14 protein-coding genes are annotated in these 15003 nt (G+C 43.2%); 11 read left to right on the forward strand and 3 right to left on the reverse strand.

What is annotated here, in order from left to right:
* From ACTCNA_RS05320 to ACTCNA_RS05350, 7 genes are all read left to right on the forward strand, one after another.
* The coding region (locus ACTCNA_RS05320) for an IS66 family transposase (protein WP_462946861.1) at nt 1–357 on the forward strand (357 nt) is incomplete at its 5' end.
* Entirely contained in the window at nt 285–836 is a 552-nt protein-coding gene (locus ACTCNA_RS05325; RefSeq protein ID WP_462946862.1) for a hypothetical protein, read from the forward strand. The genes ACTCNA_RS05320 and ACTCNA_RS05325, both read left to right, overlap by 73 nt.
* A 132-nt stretch (nt 837–968) precedes the next feature.
* The gene (locus tag ACTCNA_RS05330) at nt 969–2492 is read left to right on the forward strand and encodes a hypothetical protein (protein WP_462946863.1); all 1524 of its coding nucleotides are present in this window, start codon (nt 969–971) and stop codon (nt 2490–2492) included.
* 251 nt (nt 2493–2743) lie between these two features.
* Nucleotides 2744–3586, forward strand: coding sequence for a polysaccharide deacetylase family protein (locus tag ACTCNA_RS05335; protein WP_462946864.1), 843 nt, complete (start codon nt 2744–2746; stop codon nt 3584–3586).
* A gap of 212 nt (nt 3587–3798) precedes the next feature.
* On the forward strand, nt 3799–4581 hold the full coding sequence (locus ACTCNA_RS05340; RefSeq protein ID WP_462946865.1) for a DUF2961 domain-containing protein: 783 nt from the start codon (nt 3799–3801) through the stop codon (nt 4579–4581).
* Entirely contained in the window at nt 4574–5230 is a 657-nt protein-coding gene (locus ACTCNA_RS05345) for a GDSL-type esterase/lipase family protein (RefSeq protein WP_462946866.1), read from the forward strand. The genes ACTCNA_RS05340 and ACTCNA_RS05345 overlap by 8 nt, the downstream gene beginning before the upstream one ends.
* Nucleotides 5231–5265: 35 nt before the next feature.
* Nucleotides 5266–5874 carry a ribonuclease HII gene (locus ACTCNA_RS05350; protein ID WP_462946867.1) on the forward strand — a complete coding sequence of 203 codons (609 nt, stop codon included), beginning with the start codon at nt 5266–5268 and terminating at the stop codon, nt 5872–5874.
* Here ACTCNA_RS05350 and ACTCNA_RS05355 read toward each other — a convergent pair whose 3' ends face one another.
* On the reverse strand, nt 5875–7764 hold the full coding sequence (locus tag ACTCNA_RS05355; RefSeq protein WP_462946868.1) for a glycoside hydrolase family 97 protein: 1890 nt from the start codon (nt 7762–7764) through the stop codon (nt 5875–5877).
* 124 nt (nt 7765–7888) lie between these two features.
* On the opposite strand from ACTCNA_RS05355, the gene ACTCNA_RS05360 reads away from it, so the two are divergent.
* Complete coding sequence (locus ACTCNA_RS05360; RefSeq protein WP_462946869.1) at nt 7889–8761, forward strand: energy transducer TonB; 873 nt, start codon at nt 7889–7891, stop codon at nt 8759–8761.
* Nucleotides 8762–8896: 135 nt separating this feature from the next.
* On the opposite strand, the gene rnhA is transcribed toward ACTCNA_RS05360, so the two are convergent.
* Complete coding sequence (gene rnhA / locus ACTCNA_RS05365; RefSeq protein ID WP_462946870.1) at nt 8897–9358, reverse strand: ribonuclease HI; 462 nt, start codon at nt 9356–9358, stop codon at nt 8897–8899.
* 182 nt (nt 9359–9540) lie between these two features.
* Complete coding sequence (locus tag ACTCNA_RS05370; protein ID WP_462946871.1) at nt 9541–11685, reverse strand: S46 family peptidase; 2145 nt, start codon at nt 11683–11685, stop codon at nt 9541–9543.
* A 204-nt stretch (nt 11686–11889) separates the two neighbouring features.
* On the opposite strand from ACTCNA_RS05370, the gene ACTCNA_RS05375 reads away from it, so the two are divergent.
* The 3 genes from ACTCNA_RS05375 (at nt 11890) to ACTCNA_RS05385 (ending at nt 14995) form a co-directional block, all read left to right on the forward strand.
* A complete protein-coding gene (locus ACTCNA_RS05375) occupies nt 11890–12891 on the forward strand; it encodes an SRPBCC family protein (protein WP_462946872.1) in 1002 nt (333 codons plus the stop codon).
* 92 nt (nt 12892–12983) lie between these two features.
* Nucleotides 12984–13829 carry a M23 family metallopeptidase gene (locus tag ACTCNA_RS05380; RefSeq protein WP_462946873.1) on the forward strand — a complete coding sequence of 282 codons (846 nt, stop codon included), beginning with the start codon at nt 12984–12986 and terminating at the stop codon, nt 13827–13829.
* Between the two features lie 5 nt (nt 13830–13834).
* On the forward strand, nt 13835–14995 hold the full coding sequence (locus ACTCNA_RS05385; protein ID WP_462946874.1) for a 1-deoxy-D-xylulose-5-phosphate reductoisomerase: 1161 nt from the start codon (nt 13835–13837) through the stop codon (nt 14993–14995).
* Nucleotides 14996–15003: the final 8 nt, after the last annotated feature.

A 15003-nucleotide genomic window follows, 5' to 3' on the forward strand; every position in this document is an offset into this window, starting at 1 on the left:
GGGGTTACAATAAAACAACTCTTCAAAGATGCGATTTCTTATAAAAAGCAAATGACAGCTGAAGATTATTTGAGGACAAATCAAAAAGTAAAAGAATTTGAAAATCAATTAACCGAACTATTAGATGTTGATTATTCAGGTAAGCACCAAAAACTTAGGTCATTTATAAAAAGATTAATAAAAAACCGAGATTCGATTTTAACCTTTCTATATCATTGGGAAGTCCCACCTGACAACAATGGTTCGGAAAGGGCAATTAGGGATGTTGTAACAAAAATAATATTATGCCGCGATTATCAAAAGAATTCAAAGAAGCCATTAAGGAAATTCCGGTTGAAGAACTTCAAAAACTGGTGATTCAATTTACTTCCAAAAACAGAGAAATCTACGATTTTGTAAATCTTCATTATGTTGAAAGAGATGATGCAGAGGAAGAACTTTTTGAAGAGACAATAGAGAAAATTACGGATGAGATTTTATTTTTAAGTGAACGCGGTATCGTTCAAAAAAATCTTGCCAAAGCCATTACTAAATCAGTGGGATACATCAATCATTTCGTAAAAGTGACAAAAAACAAAAACAGAGAAGCTGATTTACTCAGGAATTTACTGGATGATGTATTTGAGAACTATACCGATGAATTGGGTACCTGCTGGACAGCTTTCGATTCAAAACTGGCGGTTACAACCAACCGGCTTTATAACCTCGTAACAAAAAAATTGCACGAGGATTACCGGATTGAATACCGCGATAACCTGAACCATTATCTGGAGATTCTTCATGCCAGATCAAATTATCTCGACTATGTTTACAAAATGCCAAAATCAATAGAATAGTGCCATACGAATTACCAAAATCTCAGAAGAAAATTGCCAGGCAGATTATTCAAAACTGGCTGGATGTAATTGAAGGAGATCGATAAAAACATTTATCTTTGGAATACGAAACCAAATTTTATTAGAAATACCATGAATCAACAGAACCTAAAAAAACTCATCATCACCTTGTTTCGCGTGGCCATTGGCTGGCATTTTTTATACGAAGGCCTTGTAAAGTTGTGGGCTGCCAACTGGTCGGCTGCCGGTTACCTGGCCAATGCAACCGGCCCGTTTGCAGGGTTTTACCACTGGATGGCTGCCTCTGAAGGGCTGATGAAGGTTATTGATCCTATGAATATTGCGGCTTTGCTGTTAATCGGCCTGGCCCTTTTCCTGGGTGTTTTTATACGCACAGCATCGGTTTCAGGTATTTTGCTGCTGGCGTTATATTACTTTGCATATCCACCGTTTGGCGGTTCCATGCTGGCACCGGTTGAGGGAAATTACTACATTGTAAATAAAAATTTTATTGAAGCCGCTGCATTGCTGTTGTTGCTTCTAATAAAAGAAAGAGGATACGGAATTTATGCTCTTCAATATTTCTTGCCTAAAAAGAAATTGGAAATAGAGCCGGAATTTAATGAAAAGGAAGCTGTCACTTCCCGCCGTGAAGCTTTGAAAAATTTAGCTGCCTTGCCTGCCCTTGGAATCATTGGCTGGGGTGCTTTCCGCGAAAGTCAGGAGTATGGCGTTGATACATTATCCGGGGCAACCATCCAGGTAGGAGGGGCAGATATTTCGGAACTGAAAGGTGAACTGCCCAAAGGTAAAATCGGCGGCATGGAATTCAGCCGGTTGGTGCTGGGCGGAAACCTCATTGGCGGCTGGGCGCATTCGCGCGACCTCATTTATGTGCCATCGCTTTTCAGGGCGTACAACACCGAAATGAAAATTTTTGAAACCCTGATGCTGGCCGAAAAAGCCGGAATCGACTCCATAAACATCGGCTTTCCCACCATTGAAACCATGGTGAAATACCGGAAAATGACGGGCAGCAATATTAAAGTGATTGTACAGGTTCATCCCGACATGGATAATAACGATTACTACGTCAATATCGATAAAGCCATCGATTCGGGAATGGATGTCATCCAAATTCAGGGTAACTGGTGCGACTGGCTGGTACGCGACAATAAAATGGATGTAATTGAGAAGATGATGAACCGCATCCGTTCGCAAGGTTACACTGCAGGTCTGGCTTCGCATACGGTTGATTCACTCATTGCCTGCGAGGAACAGGGAATCATCCCGGATTATTACATGAAAACCATGCACCACGACCGCTATTGGTCGGCTCACCCGCGCGAAAACCGTGTCCCGTTTGAGGTGGACGGCAAAAAATACCTCGACCACAACCGGTTTCACGACAACTGTTTTTGTCTCTTTCCGGATAAAACCACTGCTTTTGTTGAACGGGCCAAAGTTCCGGTGATGGGGTTTAAAGTGCTCGCGGCCGGAGCCATTAAACCGGAAGACGGATTTAACTGGGCTTTTAAAAACGGGGCCGATTTTATCTGCGTGGGCATGTTCGATTTCCAGATTGTAAATGATGTAAACATTACCATCGATACGCTGAACAATCTGGAAGGCCGCACAAGACAGTGGTATGGATAAAAACTACATTGTTCCGGAAATGCCAATGGTTGCTTTGCTTATTATTCTGATTATATGTGAAATAACAATAAACAAAAACCAAATTTCAAATAAATTCCAAAAATCAAAAGATGAAATTCGAAACGAGTAAATTCTGGAATTTGGAATGGTTGAAATTTGGAATTTATTTGTGATTTGAAGATTGTATTTTGAAATTTTTCTTTCATTGACTCTGTATGACGATCTAATGAAGCTATCTAAAACAATTATTTATGAAACGGAAATTATTAACACTTCTATTTATTTGTTTTTTTATGATATCACAAGCACAGGAAAGCGACATCCGGCTAATTGTTCGCGGCGACGATATCGGTTCGTTTCATGCGGCAAACGTGGGTTGTATCGAGTCGTACCAAAACGGCATTGCCCGCTCGGTGGAGTTGATGCCGGTCTGTGCCTGGTTCCCAGAGGCAGTGCAACTGCTGAACGAAAATCCGGGTTACGATGTGGGCATTCATTTAACACTCACCAGCGAATGGAGCAGCGTGAAGTGGCGCCCGCTCACCCATTGCCCGGGCCTGGTTGATGAGGACGGCTACTTTTTCCCGATGGTGTGGAAGAATCCTAACTTTCCGGCTGGTTCTTCCATTTCTGAATCGGAGTGGAAACTGGAGGAAATTGAACAGGAACTGCGTGCTCAAATCGAACTTTCGTTGAAACATGTGGCACACATTTCACACCTTTCAAACCACATGGGTTTTACCGGTCTCGACCCGAAAATTGCCGAATTGGTGAACCGGCTGGCCAAAGAGTACAATCTGGAAGTAAATACCAAAGGATTGCAGCGTTTCCCTGGTTGGGGCAGGGATGTGCCCCTGGAACAGCGCATCGATAAATTTTGCGAAAACCTCGAAAAACTTACCCCCGGCAAATACCTTTTTGTAGAACATCCGGTAGTTGCTTCGGATGAAATGATAACCGTGGGGCATGTTGGGTATGAAAATGTGGCCGAAGACCGCGAGTGGGTAACCCGGGTTTTCACGAGCGAAAAGGTAAAACAGACCATTCAGAAAAAAGGGATTAAGCTGATTAGTTATGCTGATTTAAAAAATTAACAGGCAGTGGTTTCAACTGTTTTTTAATTTTTTGCTTTATTACGAATATTTTATCTTTGAATGAAATCTTCTGTAATAGTATGACAATGAAACGGTATATCTCATTTTTGTTTTTAGCCTTAATATTCATTTTTGTTTTGTATTCCTGTAAAACTGAAAACGTTAAAACCACCAGTGAACTTCTCACTGCTCCGCTTTTTGAATATCAGAATTTGGAACCACGGTGGAATAGTTTTGAAAATCCCACTTCGGAAAAAGGAACCGGAGGGCAGGAAAACAAAGGAGCCAAAGGCCATCCGTTTGACTCGCTGCTGGCTGGTGAATCCAAAGTGTTGATGGATGTTGAAGGACCGGGAATCATCACCCGCATGTGGTTTACCATCCAGGATCGTTCGCCTGAAATCCTGCCACAAATTTCCGGTAAAGGCAGATTCCTCGGAGTAAATTTTGGCGTAATGGCAAATCCCGCTTACCACAAATCGTGGTGGGGCGAGGGTGAAGTTAAAATGTACCTCGACGGTGATGGTGAACTGCCGACACTCGTTGGTACCGGCACCGAAGATTATATCGGGACAGCCTGGGGACAAGGGAAATTTATTAACCGGTACACCGGCTGCCTGGTGGCCGACAGTGAAAACGGCTACTGGACATTTTACCGCTACCATATTCCCGATCCAATCTTTTTTGAAAATGATATCCGGGTGACTATTCAAGCTATGGGAGGAAATCAGAAAGAAAAGGTGATTGAGATGATGGATGAGGAAGCTCCGATGATTCCGGTTACAATCCAGAATGCATCTTCATTTGTGCGGTTACTCGATTTTGAGGAGCCGGCAGATTTGAAAAACGATGATTTAATCGACGGATGGACCAATTTTTACCGCTCCGACGACTGGTCTTCTACCGCTTATTTTTATCTCGACAAACCCACAAATCAGTTACCTGAAATTCAAAATGTTGAAATGCGAACCTATAAATTAACAAGGAATGAATAATCGTAGATTTTATTTTGTCCTGCTATTTCTTTTTTTCGGAATACTTGTCTCCAATGCGCAGGACCCCACACGTTTTAAGGAGCAGATAGAAAAACTTAATACTAAAGAATACAACTTCAACCCAGATAAAAAACTGGTTGTTTTTGCTGGCAGTTCAAGTATCAGAATGTGGAAGGACGTTCAGGATTATTTTCCTGAATATAATGTAATTAATAATGGTTTTGGAGGTTCACATTTCAGTGATCTTCTGTTTTATTACGATGAACTTATTTTGAAACACAAGCCCGAAATACTTTTTATTTATGAGGGTGACAACGACATTGCGGGAAATAAAAAGCCTTCAAAAATTAAGCGGGAGGCCAAAAAACTGGTCAAAATGATTCAGGAAGATTTGCCGCAAACCAAAGTCGTTTTTATCTCTCCGAAACCAAGTATTGCCCGCAAGCATCTTAAGGCGAAATATGAAAAACTGAACCGGAAATTAAGTCGTTATTGCAATCGGAAAAGCTACTTGGAATTTGCTGATGTCTGGAATAATATGCTGGATAATGACGGAAATGTTTATGAAGACATTTTTATTGATGACGGCCTGCACATGAATAAAAGGGGATACGATTTGTGGGCCGAAGTAATTGCAGATTATTTATAACGATTAGTTTTGTCTTCCGAAAAAACGATATCCGGATGGCTGTTACATTACTTAAGTGTTTTAAGGAAGGAATTATTGAAGCCGGCTGCGACGAGGCCGGACGCGGTTGCCTGGCCGGACCGGTGGTGGCAGCAGCGGTTATTCTGCCTGAAAATTTTGAACACCCGTTTCTGAATGATTCCAAACAACTTTCTGAAAAACAGCGAAATGAACTGCGGCCACTCATTGAAAAGGAAGCACTGGCCTGGGCAGTTGAAATGGTCCCCAACGAGGAAATCGATAAAGTGAACATCCTGAATGCTTCATTTCTGGCCATGAACCGGGCGATTCAAAAATTAAAAATAAAACCGCAGCATTTGCTCATCGACGGGAACCGTTTTCGTCCACAGACCGACATTCCGTTTACCTGCATGATAAAGGGCGATGGTCGTTTCCTTTCCATTGCAGCGGCTTCGGTGCTGGCCAAAACCTGGCGCGACGAGTACATGGAAAAAATTCATGCCGAGTTTGATTGTTACGGCTGGGACCGTAATAAAGGATACGCCACCAAATTTCACCGCGAAGCAATTGCAGTGAACGGAATATGCAAATATCACCGACAATCGTTTCGGTTAAAAGATGAACAGTTGGCGTTGGATTTCTAATTATTTTTTCTGAAAATGTATCGCCAACCCCGAATTGGCAGCTATCTCAAATTTGAGCTCAGTTTCAGAATCAACTTCTCTATTTTCAATTCCCACGTTTGTTGATGAGGGCGAATTTGTATCGTGTGTGTAAATCGTTGCTTCATAACTTTCGCCGGAATCTAAAAAGGAAAGATCCATTTCGAGCGATTTGGATTCTTCACCAGTGAGCGACCCCATAAACCATTCGTCGCCAGATCGGCGGGCGATGGTGGCATATTCCCCGATTTTACCTTCCAACACTTTTGTTTCGTCCCAAACGGTGGGCATTTCTTTAAAAAACTTCAGTTCCGGGTCATCCTGAATGTAACCGTCGGTTCCCGGAACCGCACCTTTATTTGTGGACGCTGAAGGTGGCCGGTCGTACCAATACAGAAACTGCCACGGACTGTACATCATCACCGCTTTTGCCAGCTGCGAAACGTGCCCGCCCATTTCTTCCGTCACACGCGGGGCGTAGTAGCAAATGGTATTATCGCCTGCTCCCGCCAGCATACGTGTAAAAAGTGTAATCAGCGTGTGTTGGTTCGACGGACTTTCTTCATCGCCACGAATTCCTTCCTGTGTCATTAAATTGGGATAGGTTCGTGAGAATCCGGTGGGGCGGTATTCGTCATGAATATCGACCATCAACTGGTTGCCGGCTGCTTTTTTCACGGCTTCGTGCAGCCAGGTTGTCCATTCCTGGTCACCCACCCGCACAAAACCGTATTTTACGCCTTTAATTCCCCACGATTTGTAAAGCGGCAGAATTTTGTCAATCTGTTTTTCCAGTGCGCGACGATTCACATAAACAATTATCCCGATTCCTTTACTTTCGGCATATTCAATTACCCGGTGTAAATCGAGCGGGCCTGGCGAACGGGCAGGGTCAACTGTAACCGTGGTTGCATCCGATGTTTCATCGCCTTCAGGACCATACCATCCGGCATCGAACTCCACATATTGTAATCCGTTTTCAGCGGCAAAATCAACACAAGCCAAACCTCCCTCTGTGGTGAGCGTGACTTCACGAATCACTTTTCCCGGTTTTATCCACGAAGCATTTTCAATGGCACACGAATCATTGAGGTTCAGCAAAAAATAGTCGTTTTCGAGCAGTTCTCCGGGTGAATTCCCAATCATGATGGTGCGCCACGGGGTAGTGTAAGGTAGTTCAACTGTTGGTTCGTCGTGAAGGGCAGCCACCAGCGAATTTTCAGTGTTTCCGGCCATCAGTTTCATCCGCGAAAAATCAATCAGTTTGGCTTCGCCAATGGCCAGGAAATTTTTATCTGTTTCAATTACGAGCGGGCGTTCAGCAGGTTCTGATATTTCGTTCACCGGAATTTTGCGGTATTCTGCCTGCGCCCGGTTGGCCACCCAACTGTGATAATTGCCCCGAAGGTGAAACCCGGTTAGCTCTTTTTCAATTGTAAGCGAATTATCACCATCATTTGGCAGAAAAGTATAATTGAAAGCAACACCTTCATTGTAAACACGGAAAGTCATTTCGAATTTCCGGCCCGGAGCAGTTGTTTCCCGTAGATGAACTTTTAATTGATTGTAATGATTACTGATTTCAGCCTGTTCGCCGTAAGCAGGTTTCCAGGTGGCATCGGCTGAAGTTTGCTCGCTTGATACAAGCTCAAGATTTTTTCCGAAGAAATCATTTTTTGAAAACTGAAAGCCCAGTTGCGATTCCCGGATTACATTGTTTTTGTTGTAATCAACCGAGTAAAATAGTCGGGCCGAATCGTTTACTCCAAAATGTAACTGAATTTTTCCATCGGGACTTAGAACAGTTGCTGATTGATTTTGTGCACAGGAAAACAGGAGCAAAGTGATGAGTAAGTAGAATAGGTTCTTCATTTTTCAATTGAATTTTGGCTTTAAAAATATAAAAAGAAGAGGAGAAGTTATTGATTGTGTTTTCTTTTCATTAATTTCAGTTATTGAGTCTGAACTTTCCAGGCTCGCATGCAAGTATTAAAAAATGAAGAAACTGGTTGTTATACTACTTTTTTTGTTCCCGTCCGGACTTTCCGGGCAAAATGATACAGTTTTATTCATTGGTGTGAACGGGAAAATCGGAGAAGTAAATAGCAAAATATTCAAAAAAGAAATTAAATTCCGTTCTGATAACAGAGTGAGAGTGCGCACCAGCAGATGGGACGATGGTGAATGGGTGCGGGCGTTTACTGAAAAAATTAAAATTGAAAAACCTTCAGTTTTTTCTGTTACTGTCAGAGGAAAAACCTTTTCGAGGGAAAAACTAAAACGGACATTCTTGCCACAAAACGATTCACTTTTCAAATTTACTGACTGGCAGGAGGGACAAATTAAACGCGAAGGATTTACGCTTTCAAAATTACCGTTGATATTGCATGGGACGGTTACCGAGTTTTATCCGAACGGGAATAAAAAATCAGTTTCAGAATATACTGAAAATGAACTGGTTTCGAACAGAAACTGGAAGGAAAACGGAGTAGGATACATCGACAATATTTATTATTCGGTTGATACTGAACCGCGTTTTTCGTTGGGGATGCCCTATTTGCACGACCACATTTTGACAACATTTAAGAAATCGGAAGTAGATATTTCGGAGGTTGAAGGCCGGATTGTGATAGGTTTTGTTGTTATGGAAAATGGCGAAATTGACGGCATACGCATTGAAGAGGGCATGACCCTGGAGCTGAATAATCTTGCCCTGCAGGCATTTCATGCCCTTCCCGGCAAATGGGTGCCGGCGCAACTCAACGGACAGCCCGTTCGTTACTACCAGCTTTTCCCCATTAATTTTATTTACCGGTATTTCGATTACCTTGAACTGAAAGGCAGCATGCTATACTGGGAAATCAACTGAGATTACTTTTTCAGAATTCGCCAGTATTTTTTTACTGCTGTTTTTTGTCCAGAATTTCTTTTATTTCTGAAAGAAAGCTGCAATTTAAAGCGGAATGGCATTTTATTTTATGACAAAATCCTTTTTTTGAGTATTTCATGAAGTTTGATAACCAGTGTCTTCCAACAGGCCTGGTTGCATGGAAGCTTCCACGGCCAGCTGATCGCATCGCTCGTTGAGCGGATTGTTGGCATGGCCTTTCACCCACACAAATTTTACGTGGTGTTTTTTGTACACATCCAGAAAACGCATCCAGAGATCGGGATTTTTTTTGCCTTTGAACCGTTTTTTTACCCAGTTGAACACCCAGCCTTTTTCCACGGCATCGGCCACGTATTTCGAGTCGGTGTAAATAGTGACTTCACTGCCGGGAATTTTGAGTGTTTCAAGCGCCACAATTACCGCCAGCAGTTCCATCCGGTTGTTGGTGGTGTTGCGGTAACCCCGCGAAAGTTCCTTCCGGTGTTGTCCCGAAATCAGCACAATTCCGTAGCCTCCCGGACCGGGATTTCCGCGGGCAGCGCCGTCAGTGTATATCGTTATTTTGGGTTTTGCCATTTTAATTTTTCGTGAGTAAATCGTACAAAGTAGTGAGTAAATTCAGTAATAAGCAAATGAAGAATAAAAAAATCCCGCCGGTAAGCAGCGGGATTTAGGTATTTCTTTTTTTTTGAGCAAGTTCCTGGAGTTGAAGTTTTTAACCTCAACATGTTTGGCCGGACTTAAGAAAGTCCGGTTCCCTATTCCACAATCAACATTTCGTCAATCAGATGTGTGGCACCGGCATATTTGTCGATCACCCACAGCACAAACCGGATGTCCACATTAATGCAGCGTTGCAGTTCGGGTTCGAAGGCAATGTCGCCGCTCATGGCTTCCCAGTTGCCGTCGAATGCAATGCCAATCAGTTCGCCCCGACCGTTCATTACCGGGCTTCCTGAATTACCACCAGTAATGTCGTTGTTGGTAATAAAGCAGGTAACCAGTTCGCCGTTTTCGTTTGCATAGCGGCCAAAATCTTCGGCCAGCACTAATTTCTTCATTCTTTCCGGCACGTGAAACTCGTTATCGCCCGGAATTTCTTTTTCCAGGTAACCGTCGGTAGTAGTGTAGTATTTGTAAATTACACCGTCGCGGGGTTCGTAACCGAGCACCTGTCCGTAAGTAAGGCGCATGGTTGAATTGGCATCGGGGTAGAAATTTTTGTCCTCCTGCATTTCCATTAAGCCGGCCACAAACAGGCGGCGGCCTTTGGCAAGCTGGTCATTTTTTTGGCTGGCCAATTCACCAATTTCACGGAATTTGTCGAAAATGTCGCGCGAAGCCTGAAAAACCCAGTCTTTTTTTAGATCCTTGAATCTTGGGGCTTTCAGAAATTCAGTCAATTCTTCCTGATCGTCGAACATCGACTTTCTGAACATTTTTTCGGTGTATTTTTCAAAGCCTTTTTTCCGCGCATCTTCAAAAAAGTCAGGATGGTATTTCACCGGGTTGTTTTCAGCATAAAGCTCCATTAACGCCGCCGCAATTTTCATGTCGGTTTCAGCATGGTAGTCTTTATAGAAATTGTCGAGGCTCCCGGCAATTCTGTCGGCAATCATTTGTACGCGATCGGGGCCATGGTCACCTTCTTCAAGCATGCGGTAGAGCGGAAGGGCGCGATAGGCAAACATGAAAATTTCCGGTCCGCGGATCATAGCTTCGGCCATATATTCGCGTGCTTTATTGTCAGCATTGTCAGCATAGGAGTCGGCAATGTACTTCAGGGCTTCTCCATACTTTTCACGGCGTTCGCTGTTTGCATTAACCCAGCTTGTAAATTTATCTTCCAGCTCTTTTTTCTTGGCAATAACTTCCAGGTTTTTCAGCCCCCTGTTTTGGCCGATGCTGTATTTATAGTAGTTGGAGCTGCCCGCATATTTTGAGGCATACTGAATACGTGCTTTCTGACTGGTATTCATATAATCGTCGAGAATATCGAGTTTTTTTTCGCGAACTTCAACGCGTACCGGGTTGGTTACCTGCATGGTGTAATCTACCCCGTACGATGTTTTGTAACGGTTGGTGCTGCCGGGGTAGCCCATTATCATGGCAAAATCGCCTTCTTCAATACCTTTTAAAGAAATGGGCAGAAAGTGTTTGGGATGGTATGGAACATTTTCCTCGGAGAAGCTGGCCGGTTTTCCATCGGGGCCGGCATAAACGCGGAATATAGCAAAGTCGCTGGTATGGCGGGGCCACATCCAGTTGTCGGTGTCGCCGCCAAATTTTCCCAAAGCCTGTGGCGGTGCGCCCACAAGGCGGACATCGCGGAATGTCTCCGTCACAAAAAGGTAGTATCGGTTTGAGTTGAAAAAACTGCGCACGTACGTTTCGTAATGGGTATCGCCTTTGGCTTCATTTTCCAGTTTGCTTGAAACCGAGCGGATTTCATTTCTTCTTTCTTCTTCGCTCATGTTATCGGTTACATTGGCCAGCACTTTGTCGGTTACGTCTTCAATGCGAACCAGAAAAGAAACTGTTTTACCCGGGTTGGGCAGTTCTGCATCGCGTGTCATGGCCCAAAAACCATCTTTCAAATAATCGTTTTCAACACTTGAGTGGGCCTGGATTTCTCCAAAACCACAATGGTGGTTGGTGAGCAGCAAACCGTCTTCTGAAACAAGTTCGGCGGTGCACGACCCCCGGTCGAGGGCAACCACTGCATCTTTGAGGCTTGAATTGTTTATGCTGTAGATATCTTCTGCACTCAATTGGAGTCCCATCTCCTGCATTTCGTTGATATTCAGTTTGTGAATTAACGAGGGAAGCCACATCCCTTCATCTGCAACTGCTTTGCCCGCAAACAGTGTTACAAGGAGCAGTAAAAAACTCAATTTTCTCATCTTTTTTTATTCTTCATTTAAAATATTAAAACTGCAAATATAATATTTCAAAATTCATTGGCTGGTGACATTTGTTTTTTTCCTGGGTGAATGTGTTAAAGGAACCTGGTTCAAACGAACTAAACAACAAAAGAAATTAAATTACCGGTTTTTGATTTCAACTAAAAATGAATTACTTTCAGTACATTAAAAATGAATACAACTATGCAAAAGTTTATACGCACATTGATGTGGATTTTGTTTGTTTTTGCCCTCTTCATTTTGCTGGCCTATTTGTTGCCGCGTAAAGTTGAAATTGAGCGGAATACAACCATAAACACTTCCCCAAAAATTGTTTTCAGCCAGGTAAACGATTTGCACAACTGGGAGAAATGGTCGAAATGGCACATTGATGATCCCGAACTCAAACTGAGGTTTATAAATAACGGTGTTGGCGACAGCGCAGGAGTTGTTTGGGAAAGTGAACAATTAAAAAATAAAAGAGGCCGGTTAACGATTGTTGAGTCGGATCCTTACAAATTGATTCATTTTAAAATTGAATTCCCTGACAGGGAACCTGCAGAAATGGAGTTTTCCCTTCAACAGAAAGGAGAAGAAACAGTACTGACCTGGCTGCTGGTTTGCGACGTGGGCTACAATCCGTTTGCCCGCTGGGCGGGTTTGCTGAAGAATAAAATTGTGGGGCCCGGATTACAGGAGAGCCTTGATTACCTGAAAACTGTATGCGAAGTACTGGATGATGAAAACGCGCTGATTGTTGAGCTGACAAGCGTTGAACCGTTCTATTATTCCGGAATTCGCGAAAAAGTAAATGCTGAAAAAGTGAGTGAAAAAATGGGCGACATGTTTGATGAGGTGGCCGCTTTCATCGAAAATTCAGAGGCTGAAATTGCCGGAATGCCGTTTGCCATTTATCATGAAATTGCTGACGGGACCATTGATTTGGAATGCGGGTTCCCTGTTTCAGCAGAAATCACACCCCGGGAGCCGTTTCAATCAGGTGAATTTCCGGCAAATACATGCGCAACCCTGAGCTATTTTGGCGACTACCAGCAACTGGAAATTGCACATAGTACCATACAAAACTGGATTAAAACCCGGAAATTTAAACTTGCAGGATCGCCCATTGAAATGTATGCCACCAATCCGGCCAATGAAACAGACCCTGACAAATGGCATACAAAAATCTGCTATCCGGTGAGGTAAAACCAGAGTTGTCAGTGGTTAAAAAAACCTAAACCCTGCTGTGGTTTATCAATTCTTACTAAATTTGTCGCTTGCAAAAATGGCAGGGCAAAGTGAAGAAAAAACTGTTTAAAAAACTTAGCGACCGGTACCGGTTGATCATTTACAACGATACCACATTTCAATCGGTTTGGAGCATGAAACTGACACGGCTTAAGGTGTTTACCATAACCAGCCTTTTGTCGGCGCTGATTGTTGTGCTCGTTATTTTGCTGATTGCCACAACCGGCCTTCGCGAATACATTCCCGGTTATCCGAGAGCCGAATACCGCCAAATGATGGTTGAAACTGCCTTAAAACTCGATTCGCTGGAAAACGAACTGGAAAAACGGGATAAGTTTTTTTATGGTATCCAGGCTATTTTGGAGGGCGAAACACCCGGGGATCAAATTGTTGTTGATTCAATAGTGGAGCCCAATCAGGTTGATTTTCAAGAATATAACCATGATTCTGTATTTCAGGACAAACTATTGGCCGAACAAACCAGCCTGTCGCTGGGGAGTGGCAGCAGGCAAAACCTGAGCCTCAGCCAGATTCATTTCTTTTTGCCTGTTAAAGGAGTTGTATCAAACCATTTTAATTCGTCGGCCGATCATTTTGGAGTAGATTTGGTGGGCGAGCCCAATTCCCGAATTTCATCGGTACTCGACGGCACAGTTATTTTTTCGGGGTGGACTATTGAAACGGGCTACGTTATATACATTCAGCACGATGCTGAATTGATTTCAGTTTACAAACACAACGCCGAGTTGCTAAAAAAGGTTGGCGACAGGGTCAGGGCCGGCGAAGCCATTGCGATAATTGGCAATACCGGTGAAATGACAACAGGGGCGCATCTTCATTTTGAACTTTGGCACGACGGCACTGCTGTTAACCCGGCAGAATATATTGATTTCTAAGTTTTATGAAAAAAAGAATTGCCATTCTTGGTTCAACGGGGTCAATCGGAACCCAATCGCTCGAGGTTATTGCTGAAAACCCCGAAATGTTTGAGGTGGAAGTGTTAACTGCCAACAATAACGTTGGTTTATTAATTGAACAGGCCAGAAAATTTCAGCCCAATGCAGTGGTTATTGCCAATGAGAAGAAGTACAAAGAAGTTTCAGCCGCATTGGAAAATGAACCTGTTAAAGTTTTTGCCGGAACCGATGCCCTGAACCAGATTGTGCAAATGGAAACTGTTGATACTGTGCTTACGGCAATGGTGGGCTACTCGGGATTAATACCAACTTACCACGCTGTAAAGGCCGGGAAAAATATTGCACTTGCCAATAAAGAAACACTGGTGGTGGCCGGAAGAATAATTACACAACTCGCCAAAGAAAACCAGGTAGATATTATTCCTATTGATTCTGAACACTCTGCAATTTTTCAGTGCCTGGTGGGTGAATTTACCAACCCGGTTGAGAAAATAATTCTGACCTGCTCGGGAGGGCCATTTCGTGAAAAGTCATTAAAAGAACTTGAAAATGTAACGGTGAACGATGCGCTGGACCATCCCAGCTGGGACATGGGCGCAAAAATTACAATCGATTCGGCCTCGTTAATGAACAAGGGATTTGAAGTGATTGAAGCCCACTGGCTTTTTGGGCTCCCCGCCTCGCAAATTGATGTGGTAGTGCATCCGCAATCCATCATTCACTCGCTGGTTCAGTTCGAAGACGGCTCGGTAAAAGCCCAAATGGGCCTGCCCGATATGCGCCTGCCCATTCAATATGCCCTCGGTTTTCCGTACCGGATAAAAAATAATTTTCCCCGGTTTAGTTTTCTCGATTACCCAACGCTTGACTTTGCCAAACCAGATACAAAAATTTTTCGTAACCTTGCACTTGCTTTTAAAGCTTTGGAAGATGGCGGAAATGTTCCCTGTGCATTAAATGCCGCCAACGAAGTGGTGGTTCAGGCTTTCCTCGAGGGAAGAACAGGGTTTTTGCAAATGCCCGACATGGTTGAAGAAGCAATGCAAAAAGTGAGTTTTATTGAAAAACCCGACATGGATGATTTAATTCATACCAATACCGAAACAAGAAGAGTAACAGAATTGTTAACAGGAGTCAGGAATTAAGAAAAATC

The sequence above is a fragment of the Tangfeifania sp. genome (assembly GCF_055108615.1).